This is a genomic window from Natronomonas amylolytica (genome assembly GCF_037031205.1).
GTDB classification, from domain to species: Archaea; Halobacteriota; Halobacteria; order Halobacteriales; family Haloarculaceae; genus Natronomonas; species Natronomonas amylolytica.
Window position 1 is genome coordinate 20,389 of sequence record NZ_JAYEZM010000006.1, and the last position, 19,233, is coordinate 39,621.

A 19,233-nucleotide genomic window follows, 5' to 3' on the forward strand; every position below is an offset into this window, starting at 1 on the left:
GATGACGGCCAACGACTACATCGGCCGCGCCGACGAGGCGCTCCGGGAGACGTACGAACCGCCGATGAGCCTCGGCGAGTACGTCGAAACCATCTTCGAGAACCCCACCTCGGCCGCTCACGCCTCGAAGTACCTGCTGGAGGCCATCGAGGCCGCCGGCACCCGGACCGTCGTCGAGGAGGGCGAGCGCAAGGAGCGCTATCGCTTCTTCGACGACCCGCACAACGACGGCGAACACGCCATCCTCGGCAACACCGAGGTGCTGAACGCCTTCGTCGACGACCTGCGTTCTATCGCGGCCCGCCGCGGCAAGGAGGAGAAAATACTCTGGCTCGACGGGCCGACAGCCACGGGTAAATCCGAACTCAAGCGGTGTCTCATCAACGGCCTCCGGGAGTTCTCGAAGACCGACGAGGGGCGCCGCTACACCGTCGAGTGGAACATCGCCGGCACCGACGACTCGCCGGGGATGACGTACGGCGGCAAACCCGCGGCCAGCGAGGACGACTGGTACCCCTCGCCCGTGCAGGCCCACCCGCTTTCGGTGTTCCCGGAGTCGGTCCGCGAGGAACTGCTCGCCGACCTCAACGAATCGGCCGAGGACCACATTCCCATCCACCTCGAAACGCGGCTGGACCCCTTCAGTCGCGAAGCCTACGACCACCTCGAAGAGCGGTACCGCCGACAGGGCACCGAGGACCTGTTCTCGGCGGTGGCCGACGCCGACCACCTCCGGGTGAAGAACTACGTCGTCGACGTCGGGCAGGGCATCGGCGTCCTCCACAGCGAGGACGACGGCACGCCCAAGGAGCGTCTCGTCGGGTCGTGGATGGCCGGGATGTTGCAGGCGCTGGACTCCCGGGGTCGGAAGAACCCGCAGGCGTTCTCCTACGACGGCGTCCTCTCGCAGGGCAACGGCCTGCTGACCATCGTCGAGGACGCCGCCCAGCACGCCGACCTGCTGCAGAAACTCCTGAACGTGCCCGACGAGGGAACGGTGAAACTGGACAAGGCCGTCGGGATGGACGTCGACACCCAGATGATAATCATCTCGAATCCGGACCTCGAAGCCCAACTCAACCAGCACGCCGAACGGCAGGGGTCGGACCCGCTGAAGGCGCTGAAGCGCCGCCTCGACAAGCGGGAGTTCCACTACCTGACGAACCTCTCGCTGGAGGCCGAACTGGTCCGCCGTGAGTTGACCAACGAGACGGAAATCTGGGAGGCCGACAACTACGAGGAGTTGGAAGAGATGATTCAGGAGCCGATTACCGTCTCCGTTCGCGGCGACGGGGCCGAGGTCCGCGAACGCGAACTCTCCCCGCACGCCGTCGAAGCGGCGGCGCTGTACGCTGTCGGGACGCGGCTCGACAACGAGTCGCTGCCGCCGGGACTGGATCTGGTCGACAAGGCGCTCATCTACGACCGCGGCTACCTACAGGACGGCGACGAACGCCGCTACAAGGAGGACTTCGACTTCGCCGACGTCGAGGAGGGAGCGAGCGGCATCCCCGTCACCTACACCCGCGACATCATCGCCGACCTGCTCCACGAGAAGACCGACCGCCACCACGCCGAGTTGGCCGTCGAGGACGTCATCATGCCGCGTGACGTGCTGAACGCGATGGCCGACGGCCTCGACGACGCGCCGGTCTTTTCGGGCAGCGAGCGGACCGAATACGAGAACCGTCTCGTGCCCATCAAGAACCACGTCTTCGGCCAGCAGGAAGCCGACGTCGTCGACGCCATCATGCGCGACAAGAAGGTCGACGAGGAGACCGTCGAGGAGTACATCGAGCACGTCTACGCGTGGGTCGAGGACGAACGCATCGAGAACGACCGCGGCGAGTACGAGGAGCCGGACCCGCTGAAGATGAAGGTCTTCGAAATCGAGCACCTCGGCCGGTTCGACGAGGACGACTACGACGGCTCCGACCCCGACGAGGGCGTCGCCGAGTTCCGCGAGGAGAAGGTCATCACCGCGCTGAACCGCCACGCGTGGCGGAACCGCGACGAGGACTTCTCGGTCACCGACGTCGACCCCCGCGAGATTCCGGTCATCGAGACCGTCCTCGGGAGCCACGACTGGGACGACGTGGGCCGAACCTACGAGGACCTCGACCCGAGCCAGTGGGCGGACCCGCCCTCGGGCACTCAGACGGAGGCCATCAAGGAGAAGACGCTCCGCAACATGCAGGAACAGTTCGGCTACTCGGCGGCCTCCGCGGAACTGACCAGTAGACACGTCATGAGCCAGGTGAGTTACCGATGGGACTGAGAGACGACCTCGACCGCTTCCGTGAGGTCGGCGAGGAGAAACGACAGGACCTCTCGGAGTTCATCCAGTACGGCGACCTCGGCCAGTCCCGGCCCGACGAGGTGAAGATCCCCATCAAGATAGTCGACCTGCCGTCGTTCGTCTACGACCCCCGCGACAAGGGCGGCGTCGGGCAGGGCCAAGGCGGCACCCCCGACGTCGGTGACCCCGTCGGCCAACCGGAGCCACAGCCCGGCGACGGCGATGGCGACGAGGACGGCGACGAACCCGGCGAGGAGGGCGGCGAGCACGAGTACTACGAGATGGACCCCGAGGAGTTCGCTCAGGAACTCGACGAGGAACTTGGTCTGGACCTCGACCCAAAGGGCAAGAAGGTCATCGAGGAAAAGGAGGGCGACTTCACGGACATCACCCGAAGCGGCCCCGCCAGCACCCTCGATTTCGAGCGCCTATTTAAGGAAGGCCTCAAGCGCAAACTCGCGATGGACTTCGACGAGGAGTACGTCCGCGAAGCGCTCCGCGTCGAGGGCTGGGGGCCATCGACGGTCTTCGAGTGGGCGCGCGACAACCACATCCCCGTCTCCCGGGCGTGGATCGAGGACGCCTACGAGGACATCCCTGCCGAGGAGACGGACCGCTGGAATTCCATCGAGGAGATGGAGAAGGAAGTCGATCAGGAGGCGACCGCGACCCGCATCCGCCGGGAAGGTATCGACGAAATCCCGTTCCGACGGGAGGACGAACGCTACCGCTATCCCGAAATCATCGAGGAACGCGAGAAGAACGTCGTCGTGGTCAACATCCGCGACGTTTCGGGGTCGATGCGCCAGTCCAAGCGCGAACTCGTCGAGCGGACGTTCACGCCGCTGGACTGGTACCTGACGGGCAAATACGACAACGCCGAGTTCGTCTACATCGCCCACGACGCCGACGCCTGGCAGGTCGAACGCGAGGAGTTCTTCGGCATTCGGTCGGGCGGCGGCACCAGAATCTCCAGCGCCTACGAGTTGGCCGCGGAAATCCTCGAAGCGGAATACCCGTGGAGCGACTGGAACCGCTACGTCTTCGCGGCCGGTGACTCCGAGAACTCCTCGAACGATACCGAGGAGAAGGTCATCCCGATGATGGAGGAGATTCCGGCGAACCTCCACGCGTACGTGGAGACCCAGCCGTCGGGCAACGCCATCAACGCGACCCACGCCGACGAAGTCGAGAGCCACTTCGGCGATTCGAGCAACGTTGCCGTCGCCTACGTCCAGAGCCCGGAGGACGTCGTCGACGCCATCTACACCATCCTGAGCACGGAGGACGAATCATGAGCACCGACGACCGCATCCACAAACAGCGCATCGCCGAGGACCTCGAAGAACCCGCCCGCGAGGCGAACAACCTCGCCGAGAAACTCGGGTTGGACCCCTTTCCGGTCAACTACTGGGTCGTTGACTACGACGAGATGAACGAACTCATCGCCTACGGCGGCTTCCAGCAGCGCTACCCGCACTGGCGGTGGGGGATGCAGTACGACAAACAGCGCAAGCAGGGCCAGTACCTCGGCGGCAAGGCCTTCGAAATCGTCAACAACGACGACCCCTCGAACGCCTTCCTGCAGGAGTCGAACGAGATGGCCGACCAGAAGGCCGTCATCACCCACGTCGAGGCCCACGCGGACTTCTTCAAGAACAACGAGTGGTTCCGACTGTTCGGCACCTCACCCGATGCGGCGGCCATGCTGGAACGCCACTCCGAGACCATCGCCGAGTACATGGAGGACCCGGACGTCTCCCGGGAGGCCGTCGAGGCGTGGATCGACCACGTGCTCTGTCTGGAGGACAACATCGACCAGCACCGCGCCTTTTCGACCGCCGAGGAGTGGGACGACGAGGAGACGATTCCCGAGGACGTCGCCGAGCAACTCGACGAACTCGACCTCTCCGATGAGGTCCGCAAACAGGTCTTCGACGAGGAGTGGGTCGAAGGCATGGCCGACGACGAGGACGGCGCCACCTTCCCGAAGACGCCCGAGACGGACCTCCTCGGCTTCCTCCGGTCGCACGGCAAGGCCTACGACGAGGACAGCGAGAAGGCCGCCGATTACGAGGAGTGGCAGCGGGAAATCCTCGAAATCCTGCGGAAGGAGGCCTACTACTTCGCGCCCCAGAAGATGACGAAGGTGATGAACGAGGGGTGGGCCGCCTACTGGGAGTCGAAGATGATGGCCGACGAGGGCTTCGCCGCGGCGGACGAGTTCATCTCGTACGCCGACCACATGGCGCAGGTGCTCGGCTCACCGGGGCTGAACCCCTACAAACTCGGCTTCGAGTTGTGGCAGTACGTCGAGAACCGCCGGAACCGTCGCGAGGTCGTCGAACACCTGCTCCGGGTCGACGGTGTCACGTGGCGGAACTTCGCTGATACCGTCGATCTCGACGAGGTCCTCGAATTGCTGGAACCGGACCCCGTGGTTGATGACCCCGCGTCCCACCTCGACGGCCTCGACCCAGACGACCCGCGTATCGACGCCGAAAATCTCGAACGCGCTCGTGCGGACGAACTCGACCTCGAAAAATACCCGTGGAAACCCCTCACCTACGAGGGGTTGGCCGAACGGCATTACTCGCTCGTGGCGGCGGAAAATCGCGGATTCCTCAAGCGTGTCACCCAGTCGGAACTGGAGCGTATCTCCCGGTATCTGTTCGATACCGAGCGATACGACAGCGTCGAGGAGGCCATCGCGGACGTCGACCGAACGACCGGCTGGGACCGCATGCTGGAGATCCGGGAGAGCCACAACGACGTCACCTTCATCGACGAGTTCCTCACCGACGAGTTCGTCGACGACAACGACTACTTCACCTACGAGTACACCCACACGACGGGCGATTTCCGCGCGACCTCGACCGAGGCCGAGGACGTCAAGAAGAAACTGATGTTGCAGTTCACCAACTTCGGCAAACCTACCATCGCGGTCCATGACGGTAACTTCCGGAATCGGAACGAACTCCTCTTGGCGCACCACTACAACGGCGTCCAACTGGACCTTCGAGAGGCCAAACAGACCCTCGAACGCGTCTTCGAGCTGTGGGGCCGTCCCGTCGCGCTGAAGACCATCGTCAAGGAGATCGACGAACACGATATCGAGGTCGCTCGGCGCCGAGACCGCGAGCCCGAACCGACCGAGCGGGGCAAACTCATCCGCTTCGACGGCGAGTCCTTTGAGGAAGAGGACCTCGACGACGAGGACGTCGCCGACATCATGGCGACGGAGGTCGACTACGACACCAAGCCCGACGACTGGCTGTAAGTGAGTCAGGAGATACATTCTTGTCATCGGATACAGTAGCCCTCGCTGTGCTCGATAGCGTAGGGGGCGACGCCGAAACGAACGGCGCGTTGGGGGAAGGGGAAATCCACGACGTCTTGCGGAACGACCGCCGCCGGTTGGCGATAAAGGCACTTCGTGACCGGGACGGGCGGGCGAGCGTCCGTGACCTCTCCGAGGAGGTCGCGGCCCGCGAGACGGGGGAGGACCCGCCGCCACGGAACAAACGGCAATCAGTCTACGTCTCGCTGCACCAGACGCATCTACCGAAACTGGACGAACTCGGTATCCTCGATTACGACGGCGAGGACAAGACCGTCACGCTGGCCGACCGCATCGAGGAAGTCGAGGTGTACATGGAGGTCGTCCCGCAATACGGCCTCTCGTGGGGCGAGGTCTACTTCTCGCTCGGCCTGCTCGGCCTGCTGACGACCGTCGCCGCCCTCGTCGGCGTTCCCGGCATCTCCACGCTCAGCCTCGGCTATCTGGTGCTCGCCTATTTCACGCTCCAGATTGCCGCCTCGGCGTATCACGTCTACAGCCAACAGGACCGAGTCATCTTCCAGCGCCTCTTCGAATGACGACGATAACCGTTTCCACCGACGCGAAGACCGAACTCGTCGACATCACCGACCGCGTCGAGGCGGCACTCCCCGACGACGCGACCGGAACGGCGACGGTCTTCGTCCGCCATACGACCGCCGGAATCACCGTCAACGAGGCCGAATCGGCGCTGCTCGGCGACATGGCCGCGTTTCTCGAAGCCACCGTTGACGATTCCGGGTGGGACCACGACCGCCTCGACGACAACGCGGATTCGCACCTCCGGGCGTTGCTCGTCGGCCCCTCGGAGACGATTCCCGTCACCGACGGCCGGCTCGAAACCGGAACGTGGCAGTCCGTGCTGCTCGTCGAATGCGACGGCCCTCGGTCCCGAACTGTCGAAATCAGGGTATCCGACTAAACGGTCCCACGTGTATCGACGGCCGTGCCAGTCGAAAGGCCTAAAGTCGTAAACTAGGTCTATTATGATGACAGACGGCTCCTGACTGGCTTCCGACATGCGATACTTCGATCTCACACTCACGCCGGACGAGGGCGGGTTCCACCCGGTAGACCGCGTCATTGCGGCCGATTCCTCGGCCTCCCGGCAGGCCATCATGCACATCGACACGCTCGGGGACGGGACCAGCGTGTTACTTTACCGACTCGACGGCGACGCCGAGACCGTCGTGTCGGACCTGAAGGACGACGACGACGTCATCGCGCTGGACTTGCTCGACGCCGACGACGATGACTTCCACCTCTATCTCCACCTCCAACCCGGCGACCCGGCGAAGACGCTGATGCATCTCGCCGAGAAGTACGCCCTGATGCTCGATACGCCCATCGAGTACACGGGTCGTGGCGCGCTTCGGATGACCATCATCGGCAGCCACGAGATGCTCCAGCAGGCCCTCGAGGAACTGCCCGACGACCTGACGATCAACGTCGACGAGGTCGGCACCTACTCGCCGGACCGCACCGACACCCTCTCGATGCTCACCGACCGCCAACTCGAGGTCTTCCGCACCGCCGTCGAGTTGGGCTACTACGAGATTCCACGGCGGACGACCCACGAGGAGATTTCCAACCGTCTCGACTGTGCCCCCTCGACGGTCGACGAGCACCTCCGAAAGGCCGAATCGCGGGTGCTGCAGACGCTTGTCGGCTAGCCACTTTTTGCACCTCCTTCGCGCGCCTACGGCGCGCTCAGTCGGGCAAAAACGTGGGGAAAATATGCGCACCCTCCTCCAGTCGCGCCCACTCGCTTCGCTCGTGGGCGCGGTAGTCGTCGGGCGCTACGGCGGCGCGAAGCGCCGCCGGGAACCGCCTCGGGGGCCTTCTCCGAAGGCCCCGCTCGGCGGATATTCCCCTCGACTTAAGCCTAATTAGCAACAGAATGGTGGATAGTGTCCGCTTCGGGGGCGACCTTCGGACGCCCCCGAAGCGGTTCGCGGCACCGAACGAAGTGAGGTGCCGTAGCGCCGACTGACTAACGCTCAGTCGACCGCAGGGAGACTGAGCGGCTGGAAGGAGGGTGCGCATATTTTCCCCACGTTTTTGCCGCGGAGCCGGGTCTGGCGCCGTAGCGCGCCAGACCGGCGGAGCGTGCAAAAAGTGGGTACAAAAGTGGCTGTTAGTAACTACGGGGCAGCCCCAACTCGTGTTCGCCGATGTAGTTCAGCACCATCTCGTTGGAGACGGGCGCGGTCTGGGTCAGTCGGAGGTTCTGCCAGATGTCGTAGACCTCGTACTCGTGGGTGAAGCCGTTGCCGCCGTGGGTCTGGATGGCCCGGTCGGCGGCCTCTGTGCCGGCCTGTGAGGCCAGCAGTTTGGCGACGTTGGCTTCGAGGCCGCAGTCCTCGTCGTCGTCCCACTTGTTCGCCCCCTTATAAAGAATCTCGCGGGCCGCCATGAGTTTGGCGTAGGATTCGGCGATGGGATGCTGGATGGCCTGATGGGCGCCGATGGGCTGGCCGAAGACGTTCCGGTCGCCCGCGTAGTCGACCGCGAGGTCGATTGCACGGAGGCCGCCGCCGAGCGCGGAGGCGGCCCCGGCGAGGCGTTCGGTGTTGAGGGTGTCCCACAGGAGATAGAGGCCGCCGTCCTTCGTCCCGAGGATGTCCTCTTCGGTGACTTCGAGGTCGTCGTAGGTGACCTGATACTGGCGTTCGAACCACGGGACGGCCGTGTCGAGTTCCGAGAGTTTGATACCCTCGCGCTCGGCGGGGTCGTCGACGACGAAGAGCGTGACGCCGTGAGTCGGGTTCGACTTGTCGAACTCCGAGGTTCGGGCGACAAGGAGCATCGAGTCGGCGTTCTCGACGCCGCTGATGAAGGTCTTCTGTCCGTTGACGTGGAAGGTGCCGTCGCCGGCCTCCTCGGCGTAGGTGTCGATGTTGAGCGTGTTCGTCCCGGCCTCCGGTTCGGTCAGCGCCATGCAGAACTTCATCTCGCCGTCGGCGATCTTCGGGAGGTACTCCTCCTTCTGGGCCTCGCTGCCGTGTCGCTGGATGCCGATGCCACCGAAAACGGGCGTGAGAACGAAGATGATGCCCCCCTGCCCGCCGCCGCGGGACAGTTCCTCGATGATGATACTCATCTCCAGCATGCCGAGGCCCTCACCGCCGTATTCTTCGGGGATGGTGACGCCGAGCCAGCCGTCATCCGCGAGGGCCTGCCAGTACTCCTCGGGGAACTCCTTGTTCTCGATGTGCTCGCGCCAGTACTCGCGGTCGAAGTCGTCAGCGATGCCCTGTATCGATTCCCGGATGAGGTCGTGCAGTTCGGATTCGCCGCGTGCCATGTGCTCTGTAAACTGTTCACACTATTAGAGTTTGCGCAGGACTGGACGGGCGGCGTGAAAACGGAACGAACGAAAGAAAGCGCGGGGATTATTCGTCGAGTTCGTCGAGCAGCGTCCGCGCGGCGGCGGCCGAGGAAGCCGGCCCTCGGCCCGTAATCAGGTCGCCGTCGACCTTCACGCTCGTCTCGGCGTCGAGTTCGGCGTTCCACTCGCCGCCGACGGCCTTGACCTCGTCTTCGACCCAGTAGGGGAGTTTGCGGCCGTCGGGCAGTCGGTCGAACTCGTCGACGATGTCCTCCTCCCACGCGTTCGGGAAGCCGGTGACCTCACGGCCCTCGACGAGGAACGAGCCGTCTGCTTCGCGAGTAAAGCCGAGGATGCCGACGGCGTGACAGACGACGAGCGCGACGCCCTCGTCGCCGGCGACCGCATCGAGCAGGAGTTGTCGAGCGTGGCGGTCCTGCGTGACGTCCCACTCGGTGCCGTGGCCGCCGGGGAAGACGACCGCGTCATGTTCGCCGGGTGTCGCCTGCGCCAGCGGAATCGGGTTGTTCAGTTCCGGGTGGTTCTCGTCGACCTCGCGGACCTTGGCGGCCGTCTCCTCGCCGACCTCTTCGGGGTCCGCGGAGCCCTCGTCGATGACGGGTTCGCCGCCGGTCGGCGTCGCAACGGTCACGTCGACGCCGGCGTCCTCCAGCGTGGTCAGTGGCTCGACGCATTCCTCGCCCCAGTAGCCCTCCTCGCTTACGACGAATAGTGCAGAAGTCATGCACTTCCCTTTGGGGCAGGGCATTCAAAAGGGGCCGATGACCGGCAGCCGCTGCCGTTGGTGGGCCATTTATCCGTGCGTGTTCGGGCACCCACAATGTTTTTTACCTGCGTTGGTATATCACGGCATACGAAGGAGCTGGAAACTCTAAACATCAGGTGAGTTTCCACGAGCCACCATGGAAATCAAAATCGACGACGAAACCGACGAGGAGATCGCACAGGCCATCGCAACAGCCGTTTCGGAGCATCTGGGCCGGGGCGTGGAACTGGTCGACAAGGGCGGCGGCACACTCGCCGAAGCCGGCGAGAACTGGAGCGAGGAGGGCGCTGTCGTCACCGAACGCGAGGAGGCCCTCCGCGAGGACATCGAGGCCATCACCTCCGGCGGGCCCGAGCGGGGCTTCGAGAAGATCGGCGAACTCGGGAAGGTGTTCGCCCGCGACCGTCTCGACATGATATTCGACGAGATCGAATACGAGGACGGCACCTTCGCCCGCCACGGCGACGACGGCGAACTCCCCGCTGACGGCCTCATCACCGGCATCGGGACCATCGACGGTCGAAAGGTCGCCTTCACCGCCAACGACTACACGGTCAAAGCCGGCTCGCTCGGTCAGATGGGCGTCGAGAAGGTCATCCGCATCCAGGAGCGCGCAATGGACCTCGGCATCCCCATGCTCCGTCTCGTGGACTCGACGGGTGCCCGTCTGAACGCCGAGGAACGGGAACCCGGTGACACCCACATGGACCGCTACCGGGGCGGCAAGATGTTCTACAACCAGTGTCGAATGTCCGGCGAGATTCCGCAGATAGGCGTCCTCTACGGCCCCGACGTCGCCGGCTCCGCCTACACGCCCGTCTTCTGTGACTACCTCATCATGGTCGAGGAGATTTCGGGCATGGCCATCGCCTCGCCGCGCATCGTCGAGGCGATGACCGGCGAGCAGACCGACATGCAGCAACTCGGCGGCCCGCAGGTCCACGCCCAACACTCCGGCAGCGCCGACCTCGTCGCCCCCGACGAGGAAACCGCCGCCGAGAAGGCACAGGAAATCCTCAAACTCCTCCCGCAGAACTACGCCGAGGACCCGCCGGAAAAGGCCGCCAAGCCGCCGAAGAAGAACCCCTACAGCCTCGACGACATCATCCCCGAGGAACCCAACAAGGCCTACGACGTGACCGAGGTCATCGACCGCGTCGTCGACCGGGACTCCTTCATCGAGATGAAACCCGACTTCGCGCCCGAACTCGTCACCGGCCTCGGGCGCATCGACGGGCAGGTCGTCGGCATCGTCGCCAACAACCCCGAACACGTTTCAGGTGCCATCTTCCCCGATTCGGCCGACAAGGGCGCCGGCTTCGTCTGGACCTGCGACGCCTACAACATCCCGCTCGTCTACCTCTGTGACACCCCCGGGTTCATGATCGGCTCGCAGGTCGAAAAGGAGGGCGTCCTCCGCAAGGGTCGGAAGTTCATCTACGCCACCTCCAACGCGCAGGTGCCCAAGTTCTGTGTCATCACCCGCAAGGCCTACGGCGCCGGCATCTACGCGATGGCCGGCCCCTCCTTCGGTCCCGACGCCACCCTCGCGCTCCCCTCCGCCGAAATCTCCGTGATGGGCCCCGACGCCGCCGTCCACGCGCTGTTCGGCGGCCAAATCGAGGACATGGACGGCGAGACCAAGGACGCCTTCATCGAATCCGCCAAACAGGAGTTCGACAAGTACATCGACATTCAAAAACAGGCCAGCAAGATGCAGGTGGACGAACTCATTCCTGCTGGCGACCTCCGCGAGCAACTGGAGGCCCGCCTCGACACCTACCGGACGAAACAGCGGGACGACAGGCCGCGGCATCACGGGACTGTTTTCTTTTAATCCACTTTTTGCACGCTCCGGCGGTTCGGCGCGCTACGGCGCCGAACCCGCCTCCGCGGCAAAAACATGGGGAAAATATGCGCGCCTCCTTCCAGCCGCCTCGCTTCGCTCGGCGTTAGTCAGTCGGCGCTACGGCACCTCGCTTCGCTCGGTGCCGGGAACCGCCTCGGGGGCGACCTTCGGACGCCCCCGCTCGGCGGATGCTATTATAAAAGAACGTTTAATCAGCTGATTCCATCGCGTTTAGTTAAGCGAATTCCACCAGACAGCGAAGGCTTGCAGCCATGATTCTGCCGTCGTCGGCTGCACGTGGCTGAAACTATCCACATCGTGGTAATAAATGGCACGCGAGCGTATATAAAATTCACCCGGTTGCACCCTATCGGAGGAAATCGAAATTCGGGTCGGCGCTATTGATGTTCGTCTCGACCTCGCGGCCCTCCTCGAATTTCACGAAACTCAGATAATAGGGTTCGCCACAGCCCTCACCCTCCGTTTCGGCGGCGCCGCAGACGATTACCACGCCGTCCTCGTCCTCGAAATCGTCGAAAGCGTCGGCGTACTCCCAGCCATCGAGCGGGTCCGGGGTGACGCATTTATCGTTTAAATAGGCGTTCCGTTCGAGTTCGGCGATGGCACCGCAGCGCGGGCAGTGATAGGAGACGGTGACCATACCTCGTGTAGGCGGGCAACCGCCATAGGGCCGTCGGACGCTCCCGAAGGCATATGGGCTGGCCCTGCGATGTTCCGCGCATGATAGACGAGACCGTCGAAGAGATTCAGGAGATGCAGACCCACTCGTCGTCGACCGTCGCCATCAAGGCCGCCGAAGCGTTGCGGGAGTTGCTCGACCGCGACTTCGCCACCGTCGAGGAGTACGTCCGCTCGCTGGACCGCAACAGCAGCGCCCTCCGGCGCGCCCAGCCCTCGCATGCCTCGCTTTTCAACACCCAGCGGGAAATCGTCAACCGGGTCGAAGAGGCCGACGCCGACAGCGTCGACACCGCGAAGGAGGTGACCGAGGCGGCCATCGACGACGTCGTCGACGAGGTCCAGCGCGCGAAACACGAGGCCGCCCAGAACGCCATCGACCTCCTGCCGGACGGCTCGACGATTCTCACCCACGACTACTCCTCGACGGTGCTGGAGGCCATCGAACTCGCCGCACAGGAGGGCCACCATCTCGACGTCTACGTCACGGAGGCTCGTCCCCGATTCCTCGGTCGGAAAACGGCACGCACCCTCGCCAGCGTCGACCGCGTGAACGCCACGCTCATCGTCGACAGCGCCGCCGGCCACTACCTTGACGAGTGCGACCGGGTCGCACTCGGCATGTCCTGTATCGTCGACGACACCCTCTACAACCGCGTCGGTACCTTCCCCATCGCCGCGACGGCGACGGAACTGGCCGTTCCCGTCTCGGTCTTCGGCGCGAACGCGAAGATTATCGACGAGGGCTTCGCCTTCGAAAACGAGTTCCGCTCGCCCAGCGAGGTCATGCGCGAACCCGCGGAGGGCTTCGAGGTGGCCAACCCCGCCTACGACGCGACGCCACAGCACCTGCTTGACAGCATCGTCACCGACGAGGGCATCCGGAACCTGCAGTAGAATCGACCGGGAGAACGGGCGCTATGAGTTACACCGAAACCGCGGCGACAGTCGTCGGAAGCGTGCTGTTCATCGGCGGTATCGCTCTCTCGACGGCGTTTCTCAGCAGTCGAACCGGCGACCCCGTCGCAGGCCTCCTTTTGGGTGATTACTCCCTCCTCGTCAAAGTCGCCGGCATCCTCGGCGGAATCGTGGTGATGGCCTGCGGCCTCGTCATCGGCGTCAGGGTCGGGAACATGGAGAAGTATCACGAGGGCACGAGCGACGGCCGATAGGCTACTGCTGTTTGATAAAGGAATAGAAATCGAGTCAGTCAGCGGGGACGTTACTGGAAGGTCCGGCTGACCTCGCGTTCGTCCGGCTCGCTGCCGGGGGTGAACTCCTCCTCGATGTCCTCGTACTGCTCGCGGGTCTCGTCGTCGACGCTGGCGCCGACTTCGTCGAGGGCGTCCTCGAAGTGCTCGGCGGTGATGCGGACGTTCTCGACGCTCTGGGCGGCCTCCTCGGGGGAGACGCTGTTGATGAACTCCCGCGTCGCGGCCATCGAGGCTTCCCGGCAGACCGCCTCGATGTCGGCCCCGACGTAGCCGTCGGTCTTCGCGGCCAGGTCGTCGATGTCGACGTCGTCGGCCAGCGGCTTGTTCCGGGTGTGGACCTCGAAGATGGCCTTCCGGGCGTCCTCGTCGGGAACGGGGACGTGGACGTGGCGGTCCAGTCGACCGGGGCGCAAAAGCGCCGAGTCGATGAGGTCCGGCCGGTTCGTGGTGGCGATGACGACGACGTCTTCGAGTTCCTCCAGCCCGTCGAGTTCGGTCAGCAGTTGGGAGACGACGCGTTCGCCGACGCCGGAGTCACCCATGCGCTGGCCGCGTTCGCCCGCGATGGAGTCGATTTCGTCGAAGAAGACGACGGTCGGTGCGTTCGACCGCGCCTTCTCGAAGACCTCGCGGACGCCCTTCTCGGACTCGCCGACGTACTTGTTGAGCAGTTCGGGGCCCTTGATGGAGATGAAGTTCGACTCCGCCTCGTTGGCGACGGCCTTGGCCATCAGGGTCTTCCCGGTGCCGGGCGGGCCGTACAGGAGGACGCCCTTGGCGGCCTGCATGTCCATCTGCTCGAAGACCTCGGGGTATTCGAGCGGCCACTGGATGGTCTCACGCAGGCGCTCCTTGGTGTCTTCGAGGCCGCCGACGCTGTCCCACGTCGTGTCGGGCACCTCGACGAAGACCTCCCGCATCGCCGAGGGCGTGACGTCCTTGAGGGCCTCCTTGAAGTCCTTCTCCGTGACCGTCATCGATTCCAGCACCTCGGCGTCGAGTTCCTCCTGTTCGAGGTCGAGTTCGGGCCGGATGCGGCGAAGCGCGTTCATCGCTGACTCCTTGGTCAGCGACGCGAGGTCCGCGCCCACGAAGCCGTGGGTGTTCTCGGCGTACTGGTCGAGGTCGATGCCCTCGGCCAGCGGCATGCCGCGGGTGTGGACCTGCAGGATCTCCTTGCGGCCCTCCTTGTCGGGCGCGCCGATTTCGATTTCGCGGTCGAAGCGGCCCCCACGACGGAGCGCGGGGTCGAGTGCGTCGACGCGGTTGGTCGCGCCGATGACGATGACGTCGCCACGCTCTTCGAGGCCGTCCATCAGGCTCAGCAGTTGGGCGACGACACGGCGTTCGACGTCGCCGCTGGTCTCGCCGCGCTTGGGCGCGATGGAGTCCAGTTCGTCGATGAAGATGATGGCCGGGGCGTTCTCCTCGGCCTCCTCGAAGACCTCACGGAGTTGCTCCTCGGACTCCCCGTAGTACTTCGACATGATTTCGGGGCCCGAGATGTTCGTGAAGTAGGCGTCGATCTCGCTGGCGACGGCCTTGGCCATGAGGGTCTTCCCAGTGCCGGGCGGGCCGTGCAGGAGGACGCCCTTCGGCGGCTCGATGCCGAGCTGCTGGAACAGTTCGGGGTGCCGCATCGGGAGTTCGATCATCTCCCGGACCTGCTCGAGTTCCTCGTCGAGGCCGCCGATGTCCTCGTAGGTGACCGAGGGCGTGCCGCCCTCGCCGGCTGCGGCGCCGCCCGCACCGCCGCCGCGCTGGGTGATCTGTTCGGCGGGCTTTTCGCTGACCTCGATCTCCGTGGAATCGGTCACGACGACCGTTCCGTCGGGGTCCGTGTCGGCGATCTTCAGCGGGATGCGCTGGCCGCTCTGTGAGGACAGCGGGCCGAGGCCGAGCGAGAAGGGCACGTTCTGGCCCGTCGTGACGGCCTGTCCGCTGAGTTTGTCGCGGATGTGCGGGCCGATGTTCCCGCGGATGCGGAGGTTCTGCGGGAGGGCGACCGTCACCTGCTTTGCGGGGTTGACGTCCGCCGCCTCGACGGTGACCTTGTCGTCGATGCCGACGTCGGCCTCCTGCCGGAGGCGGCCGTCGATGCGGATGACGCCGTTGGCCTCGTCTTCGGGGTATCCGGGCCAGACGCGCGCGACGGCACGGGCGTCACCTTCGATAACGATGTAATCACCGTTCTCGAGGTCCAGTTCGTCCATCGCGGCGCGGTCGATGGCGGCGAGGCCGCGGCCGGCGTCCTTCTGCTTGAGGGGTTTGACCGTCAGTTTCATCGTTATCGCTCCACCTCGATAGTGACGATTCCGTTGTTCATAATAGCACGGGACGAACCCTCGGGGACCTCGAACTCGTGTTGTTCGTCGTCGACGATGACGATAGCCGTGCCGTCGACCACGTCGACGTGGCCGTCGGTGGCACCGAAGTCCGCGACGAGGACGGTCTCATCCTCGTACTCGTAGGTACGTGCCATGCCGTCCGTATCGCCGCGAATCGCCTTCGTAAATTCTCTCATACTAACTCAGAGTTAGCCGTCAAACTATATAAACCTTTCTCCGATACCCCTCTTACGTGTGGGGGTTGCATACGAACGGTTGTTTTGCGGTTCACACCCGAAATGGGCGACAGGTGGCGACGAAACGAGCGGCTACGAAAGGAGGGAAAACCGGAAGGAATGGCTGATGGAGCTGTCCGTTCAGTTGGCCATCTCGGTGAGGCGCTCGATGCGCTTTTCGGTCGGTGGGTGCGTCGAGAAGACGGCCGCGAGCAGTCCGCGCTCGCCGCCGAAGATACACATCGACGCCGTCGCCCCGTCGACCTCCGGGGCGTCCTCGTGGGTGCCGACCTCCTGAATCACCGCCAGCGCCCGCGCGAGCGCGTCGGGGTTGCCGGTGTGTTCGGCGGCCTCCTCGTCGGCGACGTACTCCCGGTACCGGGAGATGGCCAGCACGAACACCATCACGAGCATCTGGGTGACCATGCTCAGCAGGTAGGCGACGATGAACCCGACGATGGGGATCTCGTCGGTGACCAGTCGGACGAGGAAAAACACCGTCAGGCCGATGATGGAGGCGACCGACTGGCCCAGCAACATCACGACGACGTCGCGGTTCTTGATGTGGGCCAACTCGTGCGCGAGGACGCCCTCGAACTCGTCCATCGACATGTGGCCCTCCTTGACCATCCGGAGCATCGACTCGGAGACGACGACCGTTCCGGCGCCTTTCCGCCCGATAGCGAAGGCGTTCGGAACGCCCATCCGGCCGGCCATCAGCCGGGGCTTGTCGATCTCCATCGACTCGGCCAGCGTCTCGACGCGTTCGTGAATCTCCGGGTGGACGTCCGGGTCCAGTTCGGTCGCGTCGACGCTTCGGAGGGCGAGTTTCTTGCCGACGACGTACTGCACGCCGACGAAGAGGACGCTACCGGCGATGACGACGGGGATACCAACGATGGGCGCGAAAAGCGCCGCGACGAGCACGTAAAAGCCGAACAAAATGCTCATCGCGACGACCATCCGCGCTTGCAGGCCACGGTGTGCCATGAACCAGAATCCACAGGTTCAATATTAAATTTTGGCTCGATTTGTCGCATCGAAACGGCATGGGGCGCCGCCCTTCACTGCAGTCGCCGTGTTTATCGGCCGACCGGCCGAGAGGCCGGTATGGACACCGTCTCACACGACGGCCGGACGACCGCGTATCGACGGACGGATTTCGGCGACGGCCCCCGCGTCTGCTACATTCACGGGGCGGGCGGCAGCCACGAGGTCTGGGTCGAACAGTACGGCGACCGTGAGGGGCCGCCCGCCGTCGCGGTCGACCTCTCCGGCCACGGCGACAGCGACGATATCGATACGGCGGCCGGCACTAAAACCCTCGACGCCTACGCCGACGACGTGGTCGCCGTCTGCGAGGAGACCGATGCGACGGTCCTCTGTGGCAACTCGATGGGCGGCGCCGTCGCGCTGTGGGTCGCCCTCGAACGGGACCTCGACATCGACGCGCTCATCCTCGCCGACACCGGCGCCAAACTCGGCGTCGACGAGGGGTTCCTCGAATCGCTCGCCCGCAACTACGAGAGTGCCGTCGCCTCCCTGCACGTTCCGGACACCCTGTTTCACGACCCCGACGACGACCTCGTCGAGGTCTCCAAGGAGGGACTGCTCCGCACCGGACAGGCCGTCACCGTCCGTGACTTCGAGACGTGCGACCGCTACGACGTGCGCGACCGCGTCGGCGAGATTACGGTTCCCGCGCTCGCGCTGTGCGGCGAACACGACCCGATGACGCCGCCGGCGTTCCACGAGTTCCTCGAAGCCGAACTCCCCGACTGCGAGTTCCGAGAGATCGCCGACGCCGCCCACATGCCGATGCTCGAACGTCCCGAGGTGTTCAACGACGCCGTCCGGGAGTTCCTCGCCTGAATCGGCGGCCGGAGTTATAAATCGGCAAGCAGATTCTTACAACGGGCCGCTGAAAGCCACACCATGAGTCGTGTGATACGCGCCCTGAGCGGCCTCGTACAGACCGTCATCACGTTCGCGGTACTGATAATCCTCGGCACGCTCGCCTTCTACGTCACTGTCTTCGTGGTCTCGACGGGTGCGGGACTTGCGGGCTACGAGAACGTCAGCGGCGATTTCGTCGTCCTCTCGGCGGCCCTGCTCGTTGTTGCGGCCCTTTTAGGTGGCATCCCGCTCGGTCATACACCACAGCCGAGCGACGAGGACGACCGTCAGCCCAGCGCCGGCTTCGAGTGATTATTCGGCGGCGCGGGCCTCCAGCCAGTCGGCGATGCGCTCCGGTACATCCACCTCCGGGACGGCCGCGTTGAGCGCCTTGAACTCGCAGGTGGCGTTGACCTCGTGGACGGTATAGCCGGTTTTCGTCTCCATCAGATCGACGCCCAGTAGACCACCGCCGACCGCGTCGGAGGCCTCTCGGACGATGTATCGAACCTCGTCGGGGATCTCGAAAGCGTCGACGCTGCCGCCACGGGCGGCGTTCGTGATCCAGTGGTCGGACGACCGGGTCATCGCCGCGATGGGTTCGCCCTCTGCCGCGAGGACGCGGATGTCTCGGCCCGGCTTGTCGACGAACTCCTGGATGTAGAACACCTTGTGCTCGAAGCCACCGAGAGTGTCCTTGTGTTCGAGGACGGCTTCGGCGGCCGCACGGGTATCGAGGCGGGCCATGAGCCGCCCCCACGACCCGGTGACCGGCTTGAGAACGCACGGATAGCCGAACCGGTCGGCCATCTCGACGGCGCTTTCGACGGTGAACGCCACCTCCGTTCGCGGCGTCGGGACGCCAGCCTTCTGCAGGGCGAGACTCCCTCTGACTTTATCCGCGCAGACCCACGCTGTCTTGGGACTGTTGACGACCGGAACGCCGTAGTGGTCGAGGAATCGGGAGACGTACCGGACGCGACTGGATTCCAGACAGCGGTTGTAGGCCAGATCGAGGCCGTCGAAGGTATCGGATGGGTAGGGCCCGTCGAGGCCGAACGCCACGTCAGCCGCGTCGACCTTCACCACATCGTGGCCCCGACCTCGGAGGGCTTCCAGTAGCATCTTCTCGTCCTCGCGGATTCGGGTGTAGACGAAGCCGAGGCGCATGCCGAAGATAGGCCGGCGACCCACTTAGCGTTGTGTGCTACCGAATGCCACTGACACACAGTTACTTTGGAGCCCCGCGTCTCAC

The 19,233-nt window shown here is 64.5% G+C and carries 18 protein-coding genes and 1 pseudogene; 11 read left to right on the forward strand and 8 right to left on the reverse strand.

Going from position 1 to position 19,233, the window contains the following annotated elements:
* Position 1: 1 nt before the first annotated feature.
* From U5914_RS09970 to U5914_RS09995, 6 genes are all read left to right on the forward strand, one after another.
* A complete protein-coding gene (locus U5914_RS09970; protein ID WP_336135616.1) occupies positions 2-2,278 on the forward strand; it encodes a PrkA family serine protein kinase in 2,277 nt (758 codons plus the stop codon).
* Positions 2,269-3,597, forward strand: coding sequence for a YeaH/YhbH family protein (locus tag U5914_RS09975; RefSeq protein ID WP_336135617.1), 1,329 nt, complete (start codon positions 2,269-2,271; stop codon positions 3,595-3,597). The genes U5914_RS09970 and U5914_RS09975 overlap by 10 nt, the downstream gene beginning before the upstream one ends.
* Positions 3,594-5,579, forward strand: a complete 1,986-nt coding sequence (locus tag U5914_RS09980) for a SpoVR family protein (protein WP_336135618.1) — start codon at positions 3,594-3,596, stop codon at positions 5,577-5,579. Before U5914_RS09975 ends, U5914_RS09980 begins: the two co-directional genes overlap by 4 nt.
* 47 nt (positions 5,580-5,626) lie before the next feature.
* Positions 5,627-6,178 (forward strand): DUF7344 domain-containing protein, encoded by a 552-nt coding sequence (locus U5914_RS09985; protein ID WP_336135619.1) that lies wholly within the window; start codon positions 5,627-5,629, stop codon positions 6,176-6,178.
* The gene (locus tag U5914_RS09990) at positions 6,175-6,561 is read left to right on the forward strand and encodes a secondary thiamine-phosphate synthase enzyme YjbQ (RefSeq protein WP_336135620.1); all 387 of its coding nucleotides are present in this window, start codon (positions 6,175-6,177) and stop codon (positions 6,559-6,561) included. Before U5914_RS09985 ends, U5914_RS09990 begins: the two co-directional genes overlap by 4 nt.
* Positions 6,562-6,658: 97 nt before the next feature.
* On the forward strand, positions 6,659-7,312 hold the full coding sequence (locus U5914_RS09995) for a helix-turn-helix domain-containing protein (protein ID WP_336135621.1): 654 nt from the start codon (positions 6,659-6,661) through the stop codon (positions 7,310-7,312).
* 464 nt (positions 7,313-7,776) lie between these two features.
* On the opposite strand, the gene U5914_RS10000 is transcribed toward U5914_RS09995, so the two are convergent.
* Together U5914_RS10000 and U5914_RS10005 are read right to left on the reverse strand one after the other, a co-directional pair.
* A complete protein-coding gene (locus U5914_RS10000) occupies positions 7,777-8,946 on the reverse strand; it encodes an acyl-CoA dehydrogenase family protein (protein ID WP_336135622.1) in 1,170 nt (389 codons plus the stop codon).
* A gap of 88 nt (positions 8,947-9,034) precedes the next feature.
* On the reverse strand, positions 9,035-9,715 hold the full coding sequence (locus U5914_RS10005; protein WP_336135623.1) for a type 1 glutamine amidotransferase domain-containing protein: 681 nt from the start codon (positions 9,713-9,715) through the stop codon (positions 9,035-9,037).
* 178 nt (positions 9,716-9,893) lie between these two features.
* Between U5914_RS10005 and U5914_RS10010 the strand changes: the two genes are divergently transcribed.
* Positions 9,894-11,594: an acyl-CoA carboxylase subunit beta gene (locus tag U5914_RS10010; protein WP_336135624.1), complete on the forward strand. Its 1,701-nt coding sequence runs from the start codon at positions 9,894-9,896 to the stop codon at positions 11,592-11,594.
* A 243-nt stretch (positions 11,595-11,837) separates the two neighbouring features.
* On the opposite strand, the pseudogene U5914_RS10015 reads toward U5914_RS10010, so the two are convergent.
* Positions 11,838-11,918, reverse strand: a pseudogene (locus U5914_RS10015) (IS6 family transposase); the annotation flags it as partial.
* 55 nt (positions 11,919-11,973) lie between these two features.
* The gene (locus U5914_RS10020; protein WP_336135625.1) at positions 11,974-12,267 is read right to left on the reverse strand and encodes a DUF7969 family protein; all 294 of its coding nucleotides are present in this window, start codon (positions 12,265-12,267) and stop codon (positions 11,974-11,976) included.
* A gap of 80 nt (positions 12,268-12,347) precedes the next feature.
* On the opposite strand from U5914_RS10020, the gene U5914_RS10025 reads away from it, so the two are divergent.
* Together U5914_RS10025 and U5914_RS10030 are read left to right on the forward strand one after the other, a co-directional pair.
* Entirely contained in the window at positions 12,348-13,202 is an 855-nt protein-coding gene (locus tag U5914_RS10025) for an eIF2B alpha/beta/delta subunit family protein (protein WP_336135626.1), read from the forward strand.
* A gap of 23 nt (positions 13,203-13,225) precedes the next feature.
* Positions 13,226-13,477 (forward strand): hypothetical protein, encoded by a 252-nt coding sequence (locus tag U5914_RS10030; protein WP_336135627.1) that lies wholly within the window; start codon positions 13,226-13,228, stop codon positions 13,475-13,477.
* Between the two features lie 50 nt (positions 13,478-13,527).
* Here the strand turns inward: U5914_RS10030 and U5914_RS10035 are convergent, their stop codons facing one another.
* From U5914_RS10035 to U5914_RS10045, 3 genes are all read right to left on the reverse strand, one after another.
* Positions 13,528-15,804 (reverse strand): CDC48 family AAA ATPase, encoded by a 2,277-nt coding sequence (locus U5914_RS10035; RefSeq protein ID WP_336135628.1) that lies wholly within the window; start codon positions 15,802-15,804, stop codon positions 13,528-13,530.
* A gap of 2 nt (positions 15,805-15,806) precedes the next feature.
* The gene (locus U5914_RS10040) at positions 15,807-16,043 is read right to left on the reverse strand and encodes a DUF7127 family protein (protein WP_336135629.1); all 237 of its coding nucleotides are present in this window, start codon (positions 16,041-16,043) and stop codon (positions 15,807-15,809) included.
* A 180-nt stretch (positions 16,044-16,223) separates the two neighbouring features.
* Complete coding sequence (locus U5914_RS10045) at positions 16,224-17,072, reverse strand: M48 family metalloprotease (protein ID WP_336135630.1); 849 nt, start codon at positions 17,070-17,072, stop codon at positions 16,224-16,226.
* 120 nt (positions 17,073-17,192) lie between these two features.
* Here U5914_RS10045 and U5914_RS10050 point away from each other — a divergent pair, with 120 nt between their 5' ends.
* A complete protein-coding gene (locus U5914_RS10050; RefSeq protein WP_336135631.1) occupies positions 17,193-17,954 on the forward strand; it encodes an alpha/beta fold hydrolase in 762 nt (253 codons plus the stop codon).
* Between the two features lie 63 nt (positions 17,955-18,017).
* Entirely contained in the window at positions 18,018-18,290 is a 273-nt protein-coding gene (locus U5914_RS10055; RefSeq protein ID WP_336135632.1) for a hypothetical protein, read from the forward strand.
* Here the strand turns inward: U5914_RS10055 and lysX are convergent, their stop codons facing one another.
* Positions 18,291-19,148 carry a lysine biosynthesis protein LysX gene (lysX, locus tag U5914_RS10060; protein ID WP_336135633.1) on the reverse strand — a complete coding sequence of 286 codons (858 nt, stop codon included), beginning with the start codon at positions 19,146-19,148 and terminating at the stop codon, positions 18,291-18,293.
* Between the last annotated feature and the right edge of the window lie 85 nt (positions 19,149-19,233).